This is a genomic window from Paraburkholderia ginsengisoli NBRC 100965 (genome assembly GCF_000739735.1).
Lineage (GTDB): Bacteria > Pseudomonadota > Gammaproteobacteria > Burkholderiales > Burkholderiaceae > Paraburkholderia > Paraburkholderia ginsengisoli.
On sequence record NZ_BBJF01000014.1, the window covers coordinates 1 to 17,057 of the forward strand.

Consider the following 17,057-nt stretch of genomic DNA (forward strand, 5'->3'; position numbering starts at 1 on the left):
GCACGGTTGAGATCAGTGTTGTGCCAGATACAGCACAACCCGCCTCTGGTGAGCCTCACCAGAAACTACTTCTTCCCGATTGGCTGTGGCGCACATCCTTGCGACGCAGCAACCCCTTATGCCTGATGACCATAGCGAGTCGGTACCACCCCTTCCCATCCCGAACAGGACCGTGAAACGACTCCACGCCGATGATAGTGCGGATTGCCCGTGTGAAAGTAGGTAATCGTCAGGCTCCCCTGCAGCAACCAGAAACCCCACCCCGAAAAGGTGGGGTTTCTGCGTTTACACGCGCAGGAATGCGGCCACGAGCCGCGGACGCTGATACCCAACGCTCTCCGCATCGGCACTTCAGCGCCTGCCGGTCCGCAACGCGTCCGCGTAACCCGTCAGCTCCAGATAACCCCGTCCCACCTCAGCCCCTTCGCGATTCACCCGCACCGCACCTTCCCAGTACACCGCCCCCGTTGACTACCGCGAATCCCACTCGCGCAGCACCCGGCGATGAACATTTCTACTCTCAGCCAGCGCCGCCGCATCAAACACAGCCGACGGCGCTCATCATCAATCCAAATCAGCGCGTGGCAATATCCCCGCCGCCGCTTCCACCAACCGGCACCTCAGCGTCATCATCGGCGGTACCCGCTCGTGCGACTTCAGCGAGCAACGCCTCATCGCGTGCAATCACCTTCGGCAGATGCGTGCGCAGAAACTCGACCCAGGTCCGCGTCTTGGCATCGATGAACTTGCGCGATGGATACAGCGCATAAACGTTCGTCTTCTGTAGCGTATATTCCGGCAATACGCGCACTAACGTGCCGTCTCGCAACCCGGAAATGGCCGCGTAAAGCGGCACCATGCCGATGCCCATTCCTTCGCGAATCGCCACGATCAACGATTCCGCGATGTTCACGTGCACAGGGCCGTTCACTTCCATCGTCTCACTGCCATTCGGGCCGTCGAGCACCCATTCGTGCGGCGGAAAAGCCGGCGTATGCAGGATCAGACATTCGTGATGCGCCAGATCGGCTGGCTTTTGAGGCGCGCTATGCGTGCGCACATAGGCGGGCGACGCACACAGGATGCTGAAAGTCGTCCCCAGCGGCAGCGATACGAGATCTGAATTTGGCAGAGTCGACGCGCTGATCACGGCGACATCGGCGCTACCTTCGAAGAGATCCGGCATGCGTTGCGACAAGTTCAGCTCGACAGTCACTTCCGGATAAAGCGCGCGATAACGCGAAATAGCCGGCAAAACATAGTGCTGACCGATGCTAGCAAAGCTATGCATCCGCAAAGCGCCGGTCGGGCATTCATGAGCGCAACTGGCTTCTTCTTCCGCAGTGTCGATATCGGCAAGTATTTGTTGCGAACGCTTCAGATAGCGCTCACCGGCGGTGGTCAGCGCAAGCCGTCTCGTCGAGCGATTCAGCAGGCGCGTGCGCAGGTGCGCTTCGAGTTCGGAGACGGCGCGGGACATGGCGCCCGTCGTCGAATTGAGCGACTGCGCGGCGCCGGTAAAGCTACCGGCTTCAACCACGCGCACGAACACCCGCATATTTTGTAACGTATCCATCGATCCTTCTATTTCACGGCAGAAGCCGTATTGTCCGCCTGTCGCGAACCTGCATTGTTGTTCGTTCTGGAAGGGACGTTCCGTGCCGCTCCCCTTAATGCACCCATAGCATGCTCCTAAAATCGGCGCCTTGCCTGCCGGTGCACACAGCACAGTCTTCGCCGGCGCTTTTTTCAGCGACCAACGTTGCGCATTGCCTCCAGATGAAACGCCAACATGCGATCAAACCGGCGACGGACTCCTTCCGCTCGTTGAGCATCATGTGGCAAGCGCTCAGCCGGCAGACTAGTCGGCATACGAGCCAACCGACCCTCAGCGCCGCCGTACGCGACTGGGCTAACAGTGGCGGCCTGATCTGGCTGCATCTGTTGAAAACCGTGATAGCGGGTCTGCTGACGCTGGGCATTGCGATGCTGCTCGATCTGCCGCAGCCGCGCATCGCGATGACCACGGTGTTCGTGCTGATGCAACCGTTCAGCGGGATGGTGCTCGCCAAAAGCTTCTACCGGATACTCGGGACGGCGGTGGGCACGGTCGCCGCCATCGTGCTCGGCGCGTTGTTCGTCCAGCAGCCCGAGTTGTACATGCTCGGTATGATCGTCTGGGTGAGCGCGTGCATTGCCGCTGCAGTCCGGTATCGACATTTCAGATGGTACGGGTTCGTGCTGGCCGGTTACACCGCCGCGCTGATCGGCATCCCGAACGTCACCGCGCCAGACGGTCTGTTTCTCGCGGCGCTCACGCGCGCGGCGGAAGTCGCGGTTGGCATTGTCTGCTCGAGCGCGGTGAGTGCGCTGATCATGCCGCAACGCGCGAGCCTCGCACTGCGGCACGCATTGCAGATTCGGTATGCGAATTTTACTGCCTTCGCTGCGCAGGTGTTAGGCCGCGGCATCGAACGAGGTCAGTTTGAGCGGCGCTTCGCGGACCTCGTCGACGAAATCGTGGGCTTCGAAGCGACGCGCACGTTCGCCGCCTTCGAAGATCCCGCGATGCGTTCGCGCAGTCAGCATCTCGGCCGTCTGAACGGCGAATTCATGGATGCGTGCGCGCGTCTGCACGCGTTGCATCAACTGCTCAAACGCCTGCGTGCAAATGGATCGGTGTCGACGCTCGCCGCTATCAAGCCATACCTCGACGAGCTGGCCGCGCTATTGACGTCGCAACCTGAAGCGGTGCTCGACGCGCCGCAAATCGCGGCCCGGTTGCGTCTTTTTCAGGCGAACTTGCCCCGACGCGTACGCGAAACGAGGCGGCCACTGGAACCTGTCCTCGCTGAATCGCTCGCGGACTTCGATACCGCAGCGGAACTGCTATACCGCTTCGTCGACGAGTGGCTTCGCTACTCGGAGACCTACGCGTCGCTATCACGGCGTAAAACAGCAAGCCCGCAGCGCGACGCCAGCCGCTATATAAGCCGCACCAACAGCTTCGTCGTCGCGTTTGCGTTCGTGCGTTCCGCGGTGGTGATGGCGATCGTCGGGTGGTTCTGGATTGCAACCGACTGGCCCAGCGGCGGCCTTGCGGTAATCGGCGCGGCACTGGTGTGCGCGCTGACCTCGACCGCGCCAAACGCGACGAAGATGGCCGTGCAGATGGCGGTCGGCGCCGTGTTCGCGACGATGACCGGCTACCTGTTCACGTGCTACGTCTATCCGAACATCGACGGCTTCCCGTTGCTTTGCACGATGCTCGCACCGGTGCTCGCGTTCGGCGCGTTCATCGCGACGCGCAAGCATGCAGCCGGATACGGGATCGGCTTCTCCGTGTTCTTCTGCCTGCTCGCGGGACCGGACAATGTCGTCACCTACGCACCGGATCTGCTGATCAACAACGGCATCGCGCTCACCGCGTCGATGCTGCTCGCGGCGCTTGTCTTCGCGGTGGTTTTCCCAGCCGACATGCCCTGGCTCATCGAGCGAATCATGGGCGACTTGCGCGCGCAAGCGGTGTCCGCATGCAAGGACGAGTTGCCCGGACTCAGCCAGCGCTTCCAATCGATCACGCACGACCTGACCTCGCAATTGCGCATGCTGTTGACGCGACGCTCACGCCGTCGCCGGGACGCATTGCGCTGGATGCTCGCGACACTCGAGGCCGGCCGCGCCGTGATCGATCTGCGCAACGAAACGGCGCGCGCGACGTATGCGAATGCGCTGCATCCGCGTTGGGGGAGCGCGATCGAGCGTACCTGCGATGACCTCGCGCAACTCTTCGAGCGGCCCGGCACGCGCGCGCTCGAACGCGCGCTGACGTCCGTGCGCTCGGCCACCTGGATCGCCCAGGACCTGCTGCAAACGGTGCACGCGGATCGCGACAGACGCCACGATCTGCAGCGCATCCTGAGCTGCCTGCACTTCATCCGCACCGCGTTGCTCGACAAGGACGCGCCGTTCAACGCGCGTTGAACGCGGTGTCCAAGCTACCCGTGTGCGCGCGAATTCTCGCGATCCTTCCATCGGATGGAAGGATCAGTTCCGGCCAGCCCCGTTTATCCGCGCAGGTGGCGGTCATATAGTTTCATCACTGCCACGCAGTCACCGTAAGCCCTGGAGAACGAAATGAAAGTGTTGAAGATGGTCCTGATTGCCTGCTCTTTGTCCGCTGCCGTCGCTCATGCGCAAACGGCACCGGCCGCGCCGGAGCAACAGGTTGCCCAAGCGAATGCGACGCGCGCCGACAACGGCGCCGCACAGGAGCGCCGCGCGGCGCCGAAGGCCAAGGTCGAAGAGTGCGTCGGTCCTGTGAGCTTCTGCAACATTTATTTCGGCAGCTGAACAGCGCTGCGCGCAACACCTGAAATGAAGCAAGACCTGTCGCGAGCATTGCGCACGCGATGAAACGCCTGGCCGCGACGTTGCCCCTCAAGGCGCTGGCGCGGCGGGTGTGACATTCCGGCTACTGAACGAAGCACACCGCAGACGTGCGCCCCGGTAGACTGGACCGATGACTATGGAGAGACTTAGTTTCATGTACGAAGACCGGATTCGTTGTGCCGCGCTGCGCGGAAAAATCACCTCGGCCGCCGAAGCGGCGCTTCTGATCCAGGACGGCATGCGCGTCGGCGCCAGCGGCTTCACGCGCGCGGGCGATGCGAAGGCCGTCCCTGTTGCACTGGCCGAGCGCGCACGCGCGGAAGGCAAGCCCCTGCGCATCACGTTGATGACCGGCGCGTCGCTCGGCCATGACGTGGACCGCATGCTCACCGAGGCGCACGTGCTCGCGCGCCGTCTGCCGTTCCAGGTGGACAAGACCTTGCGCGACGCGATCAATCGCGGCGAAGTCATGTTCGTCGATCAGCATCTGTCCGAAACCGTCGAGATGCTGCGCGCAAATCAGCTCGGCAAACTCGACATCGCCATCATCGAAGCCGCCGCGATCACCGAGACCGGCGGCATTGTGCCGACCACCTCGGTCGGCAATTCGGCGAGCTTTGCGATCCTCGCGGACAAGGTGATCGTCGAAATCAATCTGGCGCAGCCGCTCGCGCTCGAAGGGTTGCACGACATCTGGATTCCGGGCCGCAGACCGAACCGCGAGCCGCTGCCGATCGTGCGCGCGCAAGATCGCGTCGGCACGCCGGCCATCGAAATTCCGCTCGAAAAAATCGCGGCAATCGTGATCACGAATATGGCCGACAGTTCGTCGACGGTGCTCCCGGCGGACCACGAGACCGAGTTGATCGCCGGGCATCTGATCGAATTCTTCCAGCACGAAGTGTCGCGCGGACGCATGCCTGCGCGGTTGCCGCCGTTGCAGGCCGGCATCGGCACGATTGCGAACGCGGTGCTGGCGGGCTTCGCCGATTCGCCTTTCGACGCCTTCGAAATTTACTCGGAGGTGCTGCAGGACTCGACCTTCGATCTGATGGACGCCGGCAAGGTGACGTTCGCCTCGGGTGCGTCGATCACGTTGTCGGCCGCGCGTCAGGCGCAGGTGTTCGGCGAACTCGAACGCTACCGCGACCGGCTCGTGCTGCGTCCGCAGGAAGTCAGCAACCATCCGGAAGTGATTCGCCGGCTCGGTTTGATCGCGTTGAATACCGCGCTCGAACTGGACATCTACGGCAACGTGAATTCGACGCACGTGGGCGGCACGCACATGATGAACGGCATCGGCGGCTCGGGCGATTTTGCGCGCAACGCGTCGTGCGCGATCTTCGCCACCAAGTCGATCGCGAAGGACGGTCGCATTTCGAGCGTCGTGCCGATGGTGCCGCATTGCGATCACAACGAGCACGACGTCGACGTGGTCGTGACGGAGCAGGGACTTGCCGATCTGCGAGGGCTGGCGCCGCGCGAGCGCGCGACGTTGATCATCGAGAACTGCACGCACCCGCTGTATCGCGATCAGCTGCGCGACTACTATCGGGACGCATTGCGGGGAGGAGGGCAGACGCCGCATCGGTTGGACCAGGCGTTCGCCTGGCATATGCGGCTGCGTGATACCGGCTCGATGCTGCCGGCCACTGGAAGCAGTGGCTTAAGCCAGCGTGGCGTCAGGCGGCGGTTGCCCCTGACGCCTTCGCTTCGACATCAGGTGCTGCGCTCAGCTACCTCGTCGGACCAGCCGGATAAGAAACAGAAGAATGACTGCGCCGATCACAGCGGTGATGATCGAGCCGATCCAGCCGCCACCCAGCGAGATGTGCAGCACGCCGGCGAGCCAGCCGCCGATGAACGCACCGACAATCCCGACGATAATATCGACGATCAGGCCGAAGCCGCCGCCTTTGACCAGCACGCCTGCCAGCCAGCCCGCGATCGCGCCGATGATGAGCCATGCAATGATGCCGTGTTCCATATTCGAGACTCCATAGTTGAGTGAAAGAAATTCACGGTGCTAGAGCTTAGTCGAAGGTTATGGGGCAGTCCATGTTGAGGACACGGAATTAACATTATCTGAATCTATTGCCAGCTAAGTGTAGACGATGCGCGCGGGCCCTGGGGGACTGACGCAATCCGACGCGGCACCGCACGCCGGCATCACCCCCGCATCACTCCGGCGTCGGCTCCGCTTCGCGCGCGGTCCAGCTGACGCTCGACACGCTCTTCTCCATGCTCAGGCGGCTGGCCATCTGTTCGAGCTTCGATTGATCCTTCGGATGCAGCTTGAGTGTCGCCGTCACACGAATACGTCCAGGATCGTTCTCGACGTCCTCGCTCGTCAGGCTCTGAAACGACAGCGGCGTCGAATACATCGAGTTGGAGATGGCGGTGCGAATGTGGATCTCGTCGGCCTCGCGGCAGACGATCGTCAGCACGTACTCGCGGATCAGATCGGCATTTGAAACCGGCGCCGCGTTGATCGTCCGGCTCACTTCGCGCAGCACCGTATTGGTCAGCAACACGACGGCGGTGCCGGCGAGCGCCGGGCCGTAATGACCCGCGCCGCACAATACGCCCACCGCCGCCGAGCACCATAGCGTGGCCGCGGTGTTGATCCCCTGAATGGAGCCTTTGTCGCGCATGATCACGCCGCCGCCGAGAAAGCCGACGCCAGACACCACGTACGCGGCGATCTGCGTGACGCCGGCCGTGCCGGTGCCGGTCAGCACGCCGAGCGTGACGAACAGGCACGCGCCGCTCGCGACCAGCGTGATGGTGCGCAGGCCCGCATTGCGCTGACGCACCTGCCGTTCGAGGCCGATGGCAACGCCGCAGGCGAAAGCGGCAAGCAGCCGCCAGATGAATTCGAATGTCATCGTTCAGTAAGATTGGGGCGCGAGTGTTCGCGCAGTGTGAACCCGGCGCGTGACAACGGCGCGTCGTCCGTATGGACGCGCGCGAGTCACGCATGACGACGTACGCGAACGAGGGCTCGCGATGCGTCAAGGCGTGGAGCCGTGGCATGGCAACGCGCCATGCGGGGCTTCACTGGCAATAGGTGGAATAGGTGGCGAAGGTGGTGAACGACGTGCGCCATCCGGCCCGAAGGCAAGACGGCGACAGCAGGAAGGCTGACGCGGAAATCTTGCCGATCAGGCGATCGGGCGAAGCGAAGCTCGACGGGGACGACTGCTACTGTCCAAGATCGTGATTCCGGTTAAAAGAAGTGGGCGAATTTTAGGCGGCTGTGCAAAGGCAAGTCAAACCGGGATCGAACGACGCGCCGAATGCATGGTCACGTTATTTCGGAAATTTCCGATCACTCGATAGACCAATCCTCGTTCAAATACGGACTCCGAAACTTGACGGTCTTCATCCCGGAAAACACACTGACTGAATACTTCGGAACGTGTCGTGCTGTTTGCGGGGTTCAAATCACGTTCGCGCTTTGTGCTTCGTTCGTGTCTGCCTCGCGCTTCGCGGGTGTTTCGCTCCCGCGCGGTTCATATGTGCTGACGCGTTGCGTCACGCGCCATTCATCAGCACGACATCGCCGCTCTTCCGCCGTTCAGCCCAATTGAGGAATGTATGAAAATCACAGCTTCCGGCATCATTGTCGGCGCATGGTTGGCGGTCGCTCCGCTCGTTGCGTTCGCCGCAGTTCTGCCCGCGCCGTTCGAAGGCAGCAGCACGTTGCAGGCAGATGGCATCGTCAAATCGATCGACCCGACGAGGCAATCCCTGACCGTACTCGACGCGCACGGCGGTCAAGGCTCGATCACGGTCCCGGATGTGCGCAATCTCGCGCAAATCAGGCTGGGCAGCAAGGTCCATCTTCGCATGGTCCGCAACGCCGTGGTTCGAGTGACGCATGGCGTGGAGGGAGCAGGCAAACTGGCTTCGGCGGCGTCGCGCGACACGGCGCAGAACGTGACCGCCGAGGTCACGGCGGTCGATCGCGCCACCGGCGTACTGGAGCTGAAGGGCGCGACCGGCTCGGTGTTCCATATTCAGGGCCGCGAGCCGGCGGCGGTCGCCAGCGTGACGCCTGGCATGCAGGTGTCGGTGACGTACTCGCCGCAGGTCAGCATGTCCGTGGCGCCCGCGCAGTAACGTGCAACCCGGTAACGGACGCACGGTCGGCTTAGTTCGGCTCGCTCGCGACGAGCCGCACGCGTGTGATTTCGGAGGGCGCGCCGAGGCGTTTCGGCGGTCCCCAGTAACCGGTGCCCCGGCTCGTGTACACCCACAAGCCGTTCAGGCGCGCCAGACCGGCGGTGAACGGTTGCTGAAACCGCACGAAGAAATTCCACGGGAAGAATTGGCCGCCGTGCGTGTGGCCGGATAACTGCAGCGTGAAGCCCGCCGCGGCAGCCGCGGGGGCGGAGCGCGGCTGATGGGCGAGCAGCACCTTGATCAACACGTCGCCGGGTGCGCCCGCGAGTGCAGCAGCGGGATCACTGCGATGCAACGGGTCGTGATGACCGGCGGAATAATCGGTCACGCCGGCAATCACCGCGCGTGCGCCGTCGTGATCGACAATCACGTGCTCGTTAAGCAGCACGTTCAATCCGAGGCGGCGGAACTCGGCGATCCACGCGTTCGCGCCGGCGTAGTACTCGTGGTTGCCCGTCACGAGAAATGCGCCGTGACGCGCGCTGAGCCGTGACAGCGGCTGCGTGTGCCGGGTCAACTGCGGCACGGTGCCGTCCACCACGTCGCCGGTCACCGCAATCAGATCCGGCTTCAGCCGGTTCACCGCGTCGACGATCGCATCCACGTAGCGGCCTTTGATCGTCGGGCCAACGTGGATGTCGCTGATCTGCACGATCGTGAAGCCGTCGAGCGCGGGCGGCAGGTCGTCGATCGGCACCTCGATGGTCACCACCTTCGCACGGCGCCGCGCATTGAACAGACCCACAAGCGTCGAGAGCAGCGCGAGCAACGGCACCGCCGCCGCCGAGCCGGTCCGCCATGAGCCGATCGCAAGCGTGTGCGGCCGGATCGCATCGACGGTCAGCAGCGACACAAGCATGAGATCGCGCGCGAACGTCAGCACCAGCAGCGACGAGAAGAAGCCCATCGCCAGCAGCCCGATCCACGCGAGCCGGTCGCCGAGCGGCTGCCGCTTGATACTGCGCGCCATCATCCCCAGCGGAATCACGAAGATCGACAGCATGAGCCACAGCCCGCTCAACCAGCGGCCGGCGGTATTGATCGGCATGTCCGGAATCAGACGCAAGCCAACGTAGATATGCAGCAGGATGCCAATCAGGATGATGCGAACAAGGAACGATGAGCGGCGCATAAAGAGGATCAGGGCGGGAAGGGGCCCGCACGCAGCGCAAGCGCGGCGGCGGATCGTCGGCGGCAACTTTGCCGTTCGCGACGGCGGGCGACTCATTCTACCGGCATGTGTCGGCGCTTGCCGAAGCCGTAAATTAGTAAGCCCACGCGCTCCATCCTGATGTGCGAAGGCGCCGCCGGCGTCGTGCAATGCAGCATTCCGCGCGACTGACGCAAGCGCGCCGATGCGCGCTGCACAGCCTAATTAAATGGTCTTTGAATTGTGTTCGCGCGTGCACTATGCTCAAAGCAACCGGCTCGTTTTGCGGTCGCATTGGGGTCGCAGCGGTTCGGTAGCGATGGGTTTTGTCGCCGGCCGAAGGCGAAGGGGGAGACACATCATGAAGCTGCTCAGATCAGACCATCCATTGCGCCACACGCATCATGCGCATCATGTCGGACACGAGGGCAGTCATGTGATGCTGCCGCTCGTGGTCATTTCGCTAATGGCGCTCGGCCTCTACTTCGGCGTGCGCAACATCGATTTTTCCGAGCTCGGCAAGAGCGCGCTATTCGGCGTGGTGATGCTGTGCGTCGCGCTGGGCATCGCGGGACTATTCGGCGTCGTCGGTGCATGGCTGCGTTCGAGTACGAATGACGACGACGCCAACGAGGGCTTTTGCTTCATTGGCGCGTTGATCGGCACGGTGGTGTTTTACGTCGCGCTGCTCACCTGAACGCACGATCGGAAGGAACGCGCCGGCGCGCGACGCGCCGCGCGTTCATCGGCGAATCAGACAATCCGCGCGGCTTCGTCGAACGAGAAGCGCGGGCTGCGCGCGAACAGTTTCGACGCGTCGCCGTAGCCGAGATTGATCAGGAAGTTCGCCTTCACGGACGTGCCGGCGAAGAACGCTGCGTCGACTTTGGCGGCGTCGAAGCCCGACATCGGACCCGTGTCCAGACCGAGCGCGCGGGCGGCGAGAATCAGATAGCCGCCTTGCAGCGTCGAATTGCGAAATGCCGTATCCGCGATCAGCTTGTCATTGCCGGCGAACCAGCTGCGCGCGTCCGCATGCGGAAACAGCTTCGGCAGGTGCTCGTAAAACGCCATGTCCATCCCGACGATCACCGTGACCGGCGCGGCCATCGTCTTGTCGAGATTGCCCGCCGACAACGCCGGGCGCAGCTTCTCCTTACCCTCCGCCGTCTTGACGAAGACGAAACGGCCCGGGCTCGAATTGGCCGAGGTCGGGCCGAGCAGCGTCAGTTCGATGAGTTGTTCGAGCACGGCATCGTCGACGGGTTTCGGCTGCCAGCCGTTATGCGTGCGCGCTTCGCGAAAGAGCTGGTCGAGCGCCTGATCGGAGAGAGTCATGATGAGGATCCGTTGAACGTGAAGAGTGGATAGCGCGTGAGCGATTGGCATGACAGCGCAACGCGCGGGTGTGAGCGTCGGCGTCGTTGCCGCCATAATAGCCAGGGTTCACCCGCGCATGTTTTGTCCGCGCGATCGCATACAGGTACCAGGTAACAGCATGACCGATCTTTTTGACGACCTGCCGACGCCCGACGTCGACTGGTATCCCGACTGGCTGGCGCCCGCGAAGGCCGCGCAGATTTTGACGCAACTGATCGACGAAGTGCAGTGGCGTCAGGACACGATAGGCACGCCCGGCGGCCGCGTCGCGCTGCCGCGTCTGACCGCGTGGCAAGGCGAGCCGGATGCGGTGTACGTCTATTCGGGCATTCGCAACGTGCCGCAACCGTGGACACCGGCCGTCGCGCAATTGAAGGCCGCCGCCGAGGCGGTCTGCGGTGCGCGTTTCAACAGCGTGCTGCTCAACCGCTATCGCAGCGGCACCGACAGCATGGGCTGGCATGCGGACCGCGAGCCGGAACTGGGCGCGCAACCGGTGATCGCGTCGGTGAGCCTCGGCGTCGCGCGCACTTTCGATTTGCGCCACAACAAGAGCGGCGTCGTGCAGTCTTTTTCGTTGAAGGGCGGCAGCCTGCTGGTGATGAAGGGCAACACGCAGGCCGAGTGGCGGCATCGGGTGCCGAAGGAGCCGCGCGTCGCCGGTGAGCGTGTCAATCTGACGTTCCGCTGGGTCACGCCGCGAGCGGCCGCGCGCTAGTCCGGTCCGCCATTCGCCGAGTCATTGCGGCACACGAGGTCGGCGAACGTCGATCGCGCCCGTTATACCAAAATTGATATCGCTGGCGCGAATCATATGATTGGACGGTTAACGCGCGGCACAGTACGCTACATCACGATCCACGCACCGTGAGGGCCGCGAGGGCTGGGCAGGTTCGCTGGGTCGTCTACACAACAACATCAGGAGACAGTCATGGCGAATACACGACGTGCCGCATGTCGTGCGTTGGGCGCGCTCGCACTTTCCGCAGGCATCGGCGCGCTGACGCTGGCCGCGCCCAGGGCATACGCGCAGGACAAACAGATTACGCTCGGTTTCGCGCAAGTCGGCGCGGAAAGCGCATGGCGAACCGCCAACACCGAGTCGGTCAAGTCCGCCGCCGCGGACGCGAAGATCAAGCTCAAATTCTCCGATGCCCAGCAGAAGCAGGAAAACCAGATCAAGGCGATCCGCTCGTACATCGCGCAGAAAGTCGATGTGATCGCGTTTTCGCCGGTCGTCGAATCCGGCTGGGAACCCGTGCTGCGTGAAGCCAAGGCCGCGAAGATTCCGGTGATTCTCACTGACCGCAACATCGACGTGAAAGACACGTCGCTCTACGTGACGATGATCGGCTCCGACTTCCTGGAAGAAGGGCGTCGTGGCGGCCACTGGCTCGAAGATCACTATAAAGGCAGCCAGGGTCCGGTGAACATCGCCGAACTGCAGGGAACGGTTGGCTCCGCGCCCGCCAATGACCGGCATGGCGGTCTGCTGGAAGTCATCAAGAACGATCCCAAATTCAAGATCATCGCTTCGCAAAGCGGCGACTTTACGCTGGCCGGCGGCAAGCAGGTCATGGAAGCGTTCATCAAGACTTACGGAAATAAAATTAATGTAGTTTATGCGCATAACGACGACATGGCCCTCGGCGCAATCCAGGCGATGGAAGAAGCCGGCATGCATCCGGGCAAAGACGTGATCGTCGTGTCGTTCGATGCGACCAAGGGCGGCTTCCAGGCGATGGCGGCGGGCAAGATGAACGTCGATGTGGAATGCAGTCCGCTGCTCGGGCCGCAACTGATGTCGGCGGTGAAGGACGTCGTGGCCGGCAAGCCGCTGCCCAAGCGCATTCTCACGGAAGAGACCGTCTTCCCGATGAGCGTCGCCGCGCAGACTCTGCCGACGCGCAAGTACTGAAGCGAAGTACTCAGTCATCCTGATGAAATGCGCCGCGTGGCGGCGCAGAGGAGACGAGCAGTACGGATAGATCGAACAGGTTTCTCCAGTGGTGCCTGACCGCCCGGGCTGCTTCGGCAGCGGGCGGTCTCTTTTCACAGGGATGCCGCTGGAGCCTGCCGAACCACGCATAGACGATCGAGCGAGGTCCATGACTCATCCCGCTTCCGAACCGAATCAGCCGGCCCTCGACACCGCCGGCGTTCACGGCGCGAAGAGCGCCACGGATGCCGCGCTTGCGCCTGAACCCATTCTGGCCACCGCTGGCGTCAGCAAGACCTTCCCCGGCGTGAAGGCGCTGCAAGGCGTCGATTTTCGTCTTTTTCCCGGCGAGGTTCACACGCTGATGGGGCAGAACGGCGCCGGCAAATCCACCTTGATCAACGTGCTGACCGGCGTGGTTGCGCCGGATGCCGGCACGATCCGCCTCGGCGGCGAAGTGGTGGCGTTCGCGTCGCCGCAGGAGGCCGAAGCGGCCGGCGTGCGCACGCTGTATCAGGAAGTGAATCTGTGCCCGAACCTGTCGGTGGCCGAGAACATTTTCGCGGGGCGGCAGCCGCGCCGCTTCGGCGCGATCGACTGGCCCGACATCAAGCGCCGCGCGCAGGCCGCGCTGGCGCGCCTCGACGTGTCGCTCGACGTCACGCGCTCGCTCGACGCGTATCCGATCGCCGTGCAGCAGATGGTGGCGATCGCACGCGCGCTATCCGTCGACGCGCGCGTGCTGATTCTCGACGAACCGACTTCGAGTCTCGACGACAGCGAAGTCGCGCAGCTTTTCAAAATACTTCGGCATCTTAAACAATCGGGTATCGCGATTCTGTTCGTCACGCATTTCATCGAACAGACTTACGCGATCTCCGACCGTATCACGGTGATGCGCAATGGCGAGCGCGAAGGCGAATACCTCGCGCGCGATCTGTCGGCGGATCAACTGGTGTCGAAGATGGTGGGTCACGAGCGCATGAGCGCCCGTTTGCGCGAAGCCGCGCATGAAGCGCAGGCGGCGCAGGAGTCCGACGAGCCCGCGCAAGCACCGCAAGGCGCGCAGCCGTTCATCGAACTGCGCGGCGTCGGGCGGCGCGGCACGCTGCAGCCGATCGACCTCGACGTCCAGCCCGGCCAGATCCTGGGTCTGGCCGGCCTGCTCGGCTCGGGCCGCACGGAAACCGCGCGCCTGCTGTTCGGCGCGGACCGCGCGGACAGCGGCACGATCCTCGTCAATGGAAAGGCGGTGCGGCTGCGCTCGCCGCGCGACGCGGTGCGCCACGGCATCGGCTATTGCGCGGAAGATCGCAAGAAAGAGGGCATCGTCGCCGAACTGTCGATCCGCGAAAACATTCTGCTGGCGCTGCAGGCGCGGCGCGGCTGGTGGCGCAAGATCAGCCGGCAGCGCGCGCGCGAGCTGGCCGATCTGTGGATCGAGCGGCTCGGCATCAAGGCGTCGGACGCCGAACAGCCGATCGGTCTGCTATCCGGCGGCAACCAGCAGAAAGCGCTGCTCGCGCGCTGGCTCGCCACCGACCCCAAGCTGCTGATCCTCGACGAACCCACGCGCGGCATCGACGTCGCCGCGAAGTTCGACATCATGGATCGCCTGCTGGCGCTGTGCGCGAACGGTCTGAGCATCCTGTTCATTTCGTCGGAGATCAGCGAGGTGCTGCGCGTGAGCCATCGCGTCGCGGTGCTGCGCGACCGCCGCAAGATCGCCGAAGTCGCGGGCAAGGCGTCGACCGAGGACAACATCTATCGACTCATCGCGGGGAGCGGCGAATGAAGCTATCGAACTGGTTCGTGCGCGACGGCGTCGAGCGGCCGTTGATCTGGCCGTGCGTCACGCTCGCGTTGCTGTGCGGACTGAACCTGTGGGTCAATCCGCATTTCCTGTCGCTGCGCATGCTCGACGGCCATCTGTTCGGCGCGCCGATCGACGTGCTCAATCGCGCCGCGCCGCTGGTGCTCGTCGCGATCGGCATGACGCTGGTGATCGCGACGCGCGGCATCGACATCTCGGTCGGTGCAGTGGTGGCGATCGCGGGCGCCGCCGCGGCGACGATCCTCGCGACGCAGCCGGTGCCGGGCGCGGGGCTGGTCGCGCAGGCGCTGATCGCGGCGTTGATCGTCGGCGTGCTGAGCGGCATGTGGAACGGCGTGCTGGTGTCCTTTGTCGGTATGCAGCCGATCATCGCGACGTTGATCCTGATGGTCGCCGGCCGAGGTATCGCGCAGTTGCTCACGGCCGGGCAGATCATTCCGATCGGCGCGCCCGGCTATCTGTTCGTCGGCGGCGGCTACTGGCTCGGCCTGCCGTGCTCGGTGTGGATCGCGACGGTGGTCGTGCTGGCAACCGCCGCGCTCGTCGAAGGCACGGCGCTCGGGCTCTTCATTCGCGCGATCGGCGTCAATCCGGTTGCCACGCGACTCGTCGGCTTGCGCTCCAAGGCGCTCGTGTTCGCGGTGTATGGCTTCTCGGGTTTGACCGCGTCGATGGCGGGCATTCTGATCAGCTCGAACGTGCGCAGCGCCGACGGCAACAACGCCGGCCTGCTGCTCGAACTCGACGCGATTCTCGCGGTGACGCTCGGCGGCACGTCGCTGCTCGGCGGCCGCTTCAGCTTCGCGGGCACGGTGCTGGGCGCGTTGATCATCCAGACGCTGACCTACACCACGTATTCGATCGGCGTCCCGCCCGAGGCGACGCTCGTCGTCAAGGCGGCCGTGGTGCTTGCGGTCAGCGTGATCCAGTCGCCGGCGGCGCGCTCGCTGGCGATGTCGTTCGGCGCATCGGTCTTCAAGCAACGCGGGGTGGCACGATGAGACGACTCTTCGAAGCACTGGCTCGCGTGGTCGATCCGCGCACCCTGCCGATCGCCGTCACGATCCTGCTGTTCTGCGCGCTGTTCGGTTTCGGCTCGGTGATGTACACCGGTTTCTTCTCGTGGCAGGTGCTGCTCGACTTGCTGGTCGACAACGCGTTCCTGCTGATCGTTGCGATCGGCATGACGTTCGTGATCGTGTCGGGCGGGATCGATCTGTCGGTGGGCTCGGTCGTCGCGCTGACGACCATCGTCGAGGCGGTGCTGTCCGAGCACATGCACTGGCCGGTGTGGATCATTATCCCGACCGTGCTGGTGATGGGCACGGTGTTTGGCGCGGTGCAGGGCGCGCTGATTCACTTCTTCCGTTTGCAGGCGTTCATCGTGACGCTGGCCGGCATGTTCTTCGCGCGCGGCCTGTGTTTTCTGATCACGACGCAATCGATCACGATCACCGATCCGACGTTCCAGAAGATCTCGGCGTTCCGCCTCGATATCGGCGTCGGCTCGGTCACGGCGAACGTGCTGATCGCGCTGGTGACGCTCGTCGCCGCGATCTTCGTCGCGCACTTCACGCGCTTCGGCCGCAATGCGTATGCGGTGGGCGGCAATCCGCGTTCCGCGCTGTTGATGGGGCTGCCGGTCGCGCATACGCGCATTGGTGTGTATGCGTTGAGCGGCTTCTGCTCCGCGCTCGGCGGCGCGGTGTTCACGTTCTATGTGCTATCGGGCTACGGCTTGCAGGGCCAGGGGATGGAACTCGATGCAATCGCGGCGACGGTGATCGGCGGGACGCTGTTGACAGGCGGTGTCGGCTATGTGATCGGCTCACTATTCGGCGTCGGCATTCTCGGCACGATCCAGACGCTGATTACATTCGACGGCACGCTGAGTTCGTGGTGGACCCGTATCGTGATCGGTGCGTTGCTGTGCGCGTTCTGTCTGCTGCAACGGTTGATCGAGCGGCATGCGAAGTCGGTGCGGCGGCCGGGTGGTACTGGCGCGGTGGCGACGGCGGGACGTGGACATGCGCATGATGAGAAGTCGGCGACGGCTGCGGATTCGCAGGTGTTGGGGCGCGCGCCGGAGCAGGCTTGAAGTGCTGAGTGGTTTGTGCGTTTGCGGTGCGCGCGGTGAGGGTCGTCGGTCGATATGGCGATGTATTGAGTGGGTT

The 17,057-nt window shown here is 63.6% G+C and carries 14 protein-coding genes, 1 rRNA gene and 2 pseudogenes; 11 read left to right on the forward strand and 6 right to left on the reverse strand.

What is annotated here, in order from left to right; all coding sequences use genetic code 11:
• The first annotated feature begins 121 nt into the window (after window positions 1-121).
• Window positions 122-235, forward strand: a 5S ribosomal RNA gene (rrf, locus tag BGI01S_RS20800).
• A 116-nt stretch (window positions 236-351) separates the two neighbouring features.
• On the opposite strand, the pseudogene BGI01S_RS29740 reads toward rrf, so the two are convergent.
• Together BGI01S_RS29740 and BGI01S_RS20805 are read right to left on the reverse strand one after the other, a co-directional pair.
• Window positions 352-471 (reverse strand): annotated as a pseudogene (locus tag BGI01S_RS29740) (lipocalin family protein); the annotation flags it as partial.
• A 103-nt stretch (window positions 472-574) separates the two neighbouring features.
• Window positions 575-1,576: a LysR family transcriptional regulator gene (locus tag BGI01S_RS20805; protein WP_042327908.1), complete on the reverse strand. Its 1,002-nt coding sequence runs from the start codon at window positions 1,574-1,576 to the stop codon at window positions 575-577.
• Window positions 1,577-1,836: 260 nt separating this feature from the next.
• On the opposite strand from BGI01S_RS20805, the gene BGI01S_RS20810 reads away from it, so the two are divergent.
• From BGI01S_RS20810 to BGI01S_RS20820, 3 genes and pseudogenes are all read left to right on the forward strand, one after another.
• Window positions 1,837-3,984, forward strand: coding sequence for an FUSC family protein (locus BGI01S_RS20810; RefSeq protein ID WP_408638638.1), 2,148 nt, complete (start codon window positions 1,837-1,839; stop codon window positions 3,982-3,984).
• Window positions 3,985-4,137: 153 nt separating this feature from the next.
• Window positions 4,138-4,353, forward strand: a complete 216-nt coding sequence (locus BGI01S_RS20815; RefSeq protein WP_042327910.1) for a hypothetical protein — start codon at window positions 4,138-4,140, stop codon at window positions 4,351-4,353.
• A 175-nt stretch (window positions 4,354-4,528) separates the two neighbouring features.
• Window positions 4,529-6,043 (forward strand): annotated as a pseudogene (locus BGI01S_RS20820) (acetyl-CoA hydrolase/transferase family protein); the annotation flags it as partial.
• 81 nt (window positions 6,044-6,124) lie between these two features.
• On the opposite strand, the gene BGI01S_RS29745 reads toward BGI01S_RS20820, so the two are convergent.
• On the reverse strand, window positions 6,125-6,379 hold the full coding sequence (locus BGI01S_RS29745) for a GlsB/YeaQ/YmgE family stress response membrane protein (RefSeq protein ID WP_084585457.1): 255 nt from the start codon (window positions 6,377-6,379) through the stop codon (window positions 6,125-6,127).
• A gap of 193 nt (window positions 6,380-6,572) precedes the next feature.
• Window positions 6,573-7,280, reverse strand: coding sequence for an MgtC/SapB family protein (locus BGI01S_RS20825; protein ID WP_042327911.1), 708 nt, complete (start codon window positions 7,278-7,280; stop codon window positions 6,573-6,575).
• A 712-nt stretch (window positions 7,281-7,992) separates the two neighbouring features.
• Between BGI01S_RS20825 and BGI01S_RS20830 the strand changes: the two genes are divergently transcribed.
• The gene (locus tag BGI01S_RS20830; protein WP_042327912.1) at window positions 7,993-8,517 is read left to right on the forward strand and encodes a hypothetical protein; all 525 of its coding nucleotides are present in this window, start codon (window positions 7,993-7,995) and stop codon (window positions 8,515-8,517) included.
• 31 nt (window positions 8,518-8,548) lie between these two features.
• On the opposite strand, the gene BGI01S_RS20835 is transcribed toward BGI01S_RS20830, so the two are convergent.
• Window positions 8,549-9,712: a metallophosphoesterase gene (locus BGI01S_RS20835; RefSeq protein ID WP_042327913.1), complete on the reverse strand. Its 1,164-nt coding sequence runs from the start codon at window positions 9,710-9,712 to the stop codon at window positions 8,549-8,551.
• A gap of 379 nt (window positions 9,713-10,091) precedes the next feature.
• On the opposite strand from BGI01S_RS20835, the gene BGI01S_RS20840 reads away from it, so the two are divergent.
• Entirely contained in the window at window positions 10,092-10,427 is a 336-nt protein-coding gene (locus BGI01S_RS20840; protein WP_042327914.1) for a hypothetical protein, read from the forward strand.
• Between the two features lie 56 nt (window positions 10,428-10,483).
• Here the strand turns inward: BGI01S_RS20840 and BGI01S_RS20845 are convergent, their stop codons facing one another.
• Window positions 10,484-11,068, reverse strand: a complete 585-nt coding sequence (locus BGI01S_RS20845) for a malonic semialdehyde reductase (RefSeq protein WP_042327915.1) — start codon at window positions 11,066-11,068, stop codon at window positions 10,484-10,486.
• Between the two features lie 160 nt (window positions 11,069-11,228).
• On the opposite strand from BGI01S_RS20845, the gene BGI01S_RS20850 reads away from it, so the two are divergent.
• The 5 genes from BGI01S_RS20850 to yjfF all read left to right on the forward strand — a co-directional run bounded on the left by BGI01S_RS20850 (window position 11,229) and on the right by yjfF (window position 16,981).
• Window positions 11,229-11,828 carry an alpha-ketoglutarate-dependent dioxygenase AlkB family protein gene (locus tag BGI01S_RS20850; RefSeq protein ID WP_042327916.1) on the forward strand — a complete coding sequence of 200 codons (600 nt, stop codon included), beginning with the start codon at window positions 11,229-11,231 and terminating at the stop codon, window positions 11,826-11,828.
• A 213-nt stretch (window positions 11,829-12,041) separates the two neighbouring features.
• Entirely contained in the window at window positions 12,042-13,028 is a 987-nt protein-coding gene (locus BGI01S_RS20855; protein WP_042327917.1) for an ABC transporter substrate-binding protein, read from the forward strand.
• Window positions 13,029-13,218: 190 nt separating this feature from the next.
• Window positions 13,219-14,844: a sugar ABC transporter ATP-binding protein gene (locus tag BGI01S_RS20860; RefSeq protein WP_042327918.1), complete on the forward strand. Its 1,626-nt coding sequence runs from the start codon at window positions 13,219-13,221 to the stop codon at window positions 14,842-14,844.
• Window positions 14,841-15,884 carry an ABC transporter permease gene (locus BGI01S_RS20865; RefSeq protein ID WP_042327919.1) on the forward strand — a complete coding sequence of 348 codons (1,044 nt, stop codon included), beginning with the start codon at window positions 14,841-14,843 and terminating at the stop codon, window positions 15,882-15,884. The genes BGI01S_RS20860 and BGI01S_RS20865 overlap by 4 nt, the downstream gene beginning before the upstream one ends.
• Window positions 15,881-16,981 carry a galactofuranose ABC transporter, permease protein YjfF gene (yjfF, locus tag BGI01S_RS20870; RefSeq protein WP_042327920.1) on the forward strand — a complete coding sequence of 367 codons (1,101 nt, stop codon included), beginning with the start codon at window positions 15,881-15,883 and terminating at the stop codon, window positions 16,979-16,981. Before BGI01S_RS20865 ends, yjfF begins: the two co-directional genes overlap by 4 nt.
• Window positions 16,982-17,057 lie beyond the last annotated feature (76 nt).

Excerpts from the sequence above, each read along its gene's own strand:
- BGI01S_RS29745 (WP_084585457.1), bottom strand. The coding sequence starts at position 6,379 with ATGGAACACGGCATCATTGCATGGCTCATCATCGGCGCGATCGCGGGC.
- BGI01S_RS20850 (WP_042327916.1), top strand. The coding sequence starts at position 11,229 with ATGACCGATCTTTTTGACGACCTGCCGACGCCCGACGTCGACTGGTAT.
- BGI01S_RS20865 (WP_042327919.1), top strand. The coding sequence starts at position 14,841 with ATGAAGCTATCGAACTGGTTCGTGCGCGACGGCGTCGAGCGGCCGTTG.
- BGI01S_RS20810 (WP_408638638.1), top strand. The coding sequence starts at position 1,837 with ATGTGGCAAGCGCTCAGCCGGCAGACTAGTCGGCATACGAGCCAACCG.
- BGI01S_RS20835 (WP_042327913.1), bottom strand. The coding sequence starts at position 9,712 with ATGCGCCGCTCATCGTTCCTTGTTCGCATCATCCTGATTGGCATCCTG.
- BGI01S_RS20825 (WP_042327911.1), bottom strand. The coding sequence starts at position 7,280 with ATGACATTCGAATTCATCTGGCGGCTGCTTGCCGCTTTCGCCTGCGGC.
- BGI01S_RS20855 (WP_042327917.1), top strand. The coding sequence starts at position 12,042 with ATGGCGAATACACGACGTGCCGCATGTCGTGCGTTGGGCGCGCTCGCA.
- BGI01S_RS20840 (WP_042327914.1), top strand. The coding sequence starts at position 10,092 with ATGAAGCTGCTCAGATCAGACCATCCATTGCGCCACACGCATCATGCG.
- yjfF (WP_042327920.1), top strand. The coding sequence starts at position 15,881 with ATGAGACGACTCTTCGAAGCACTGGCTCGCGTGGTCGATCCGCGCACC.
- BGI01S_RS20845 (WP_042327915.1), bottom strand. The coding sequence starts at position 11,068 with ATGACTCTCTCCGATCAGGCGCTCGACCAGCTCTTTCGCGAAGCGCGC.
- BGI01S_RS20815 (WP_042327910.1), top strand. The coding sequence starts at position 4,138 with ATGAAAGTGTTGAAGATGGTCCTGATTGCCTGCTCTTTGTCCGCTGCC.
- BGI01S_RS20805 (WP_042327908.1), bottom strand. The coding sequence starts at position 1,576 with ATGGATACGTTACAAAATATGCGGGTGTTCGTGCGCGTGGTTGAAGCC.
- BGI01S_RS20860 (WP_042327918.1), top strand. The coding sequence starts at position 13,219 with ATGACTCATCCCGCTTCCGAACCGAATCAGCCGGCCCTCGACACCGCC.
- BGI01S_RS20830 (WP_042327912.1), top strand. The coding sequence starts at position 7,993 with ATGAAAATCACAGCTTCCGGCATCATTGTCGGCGCATGGTTGGCGGTC.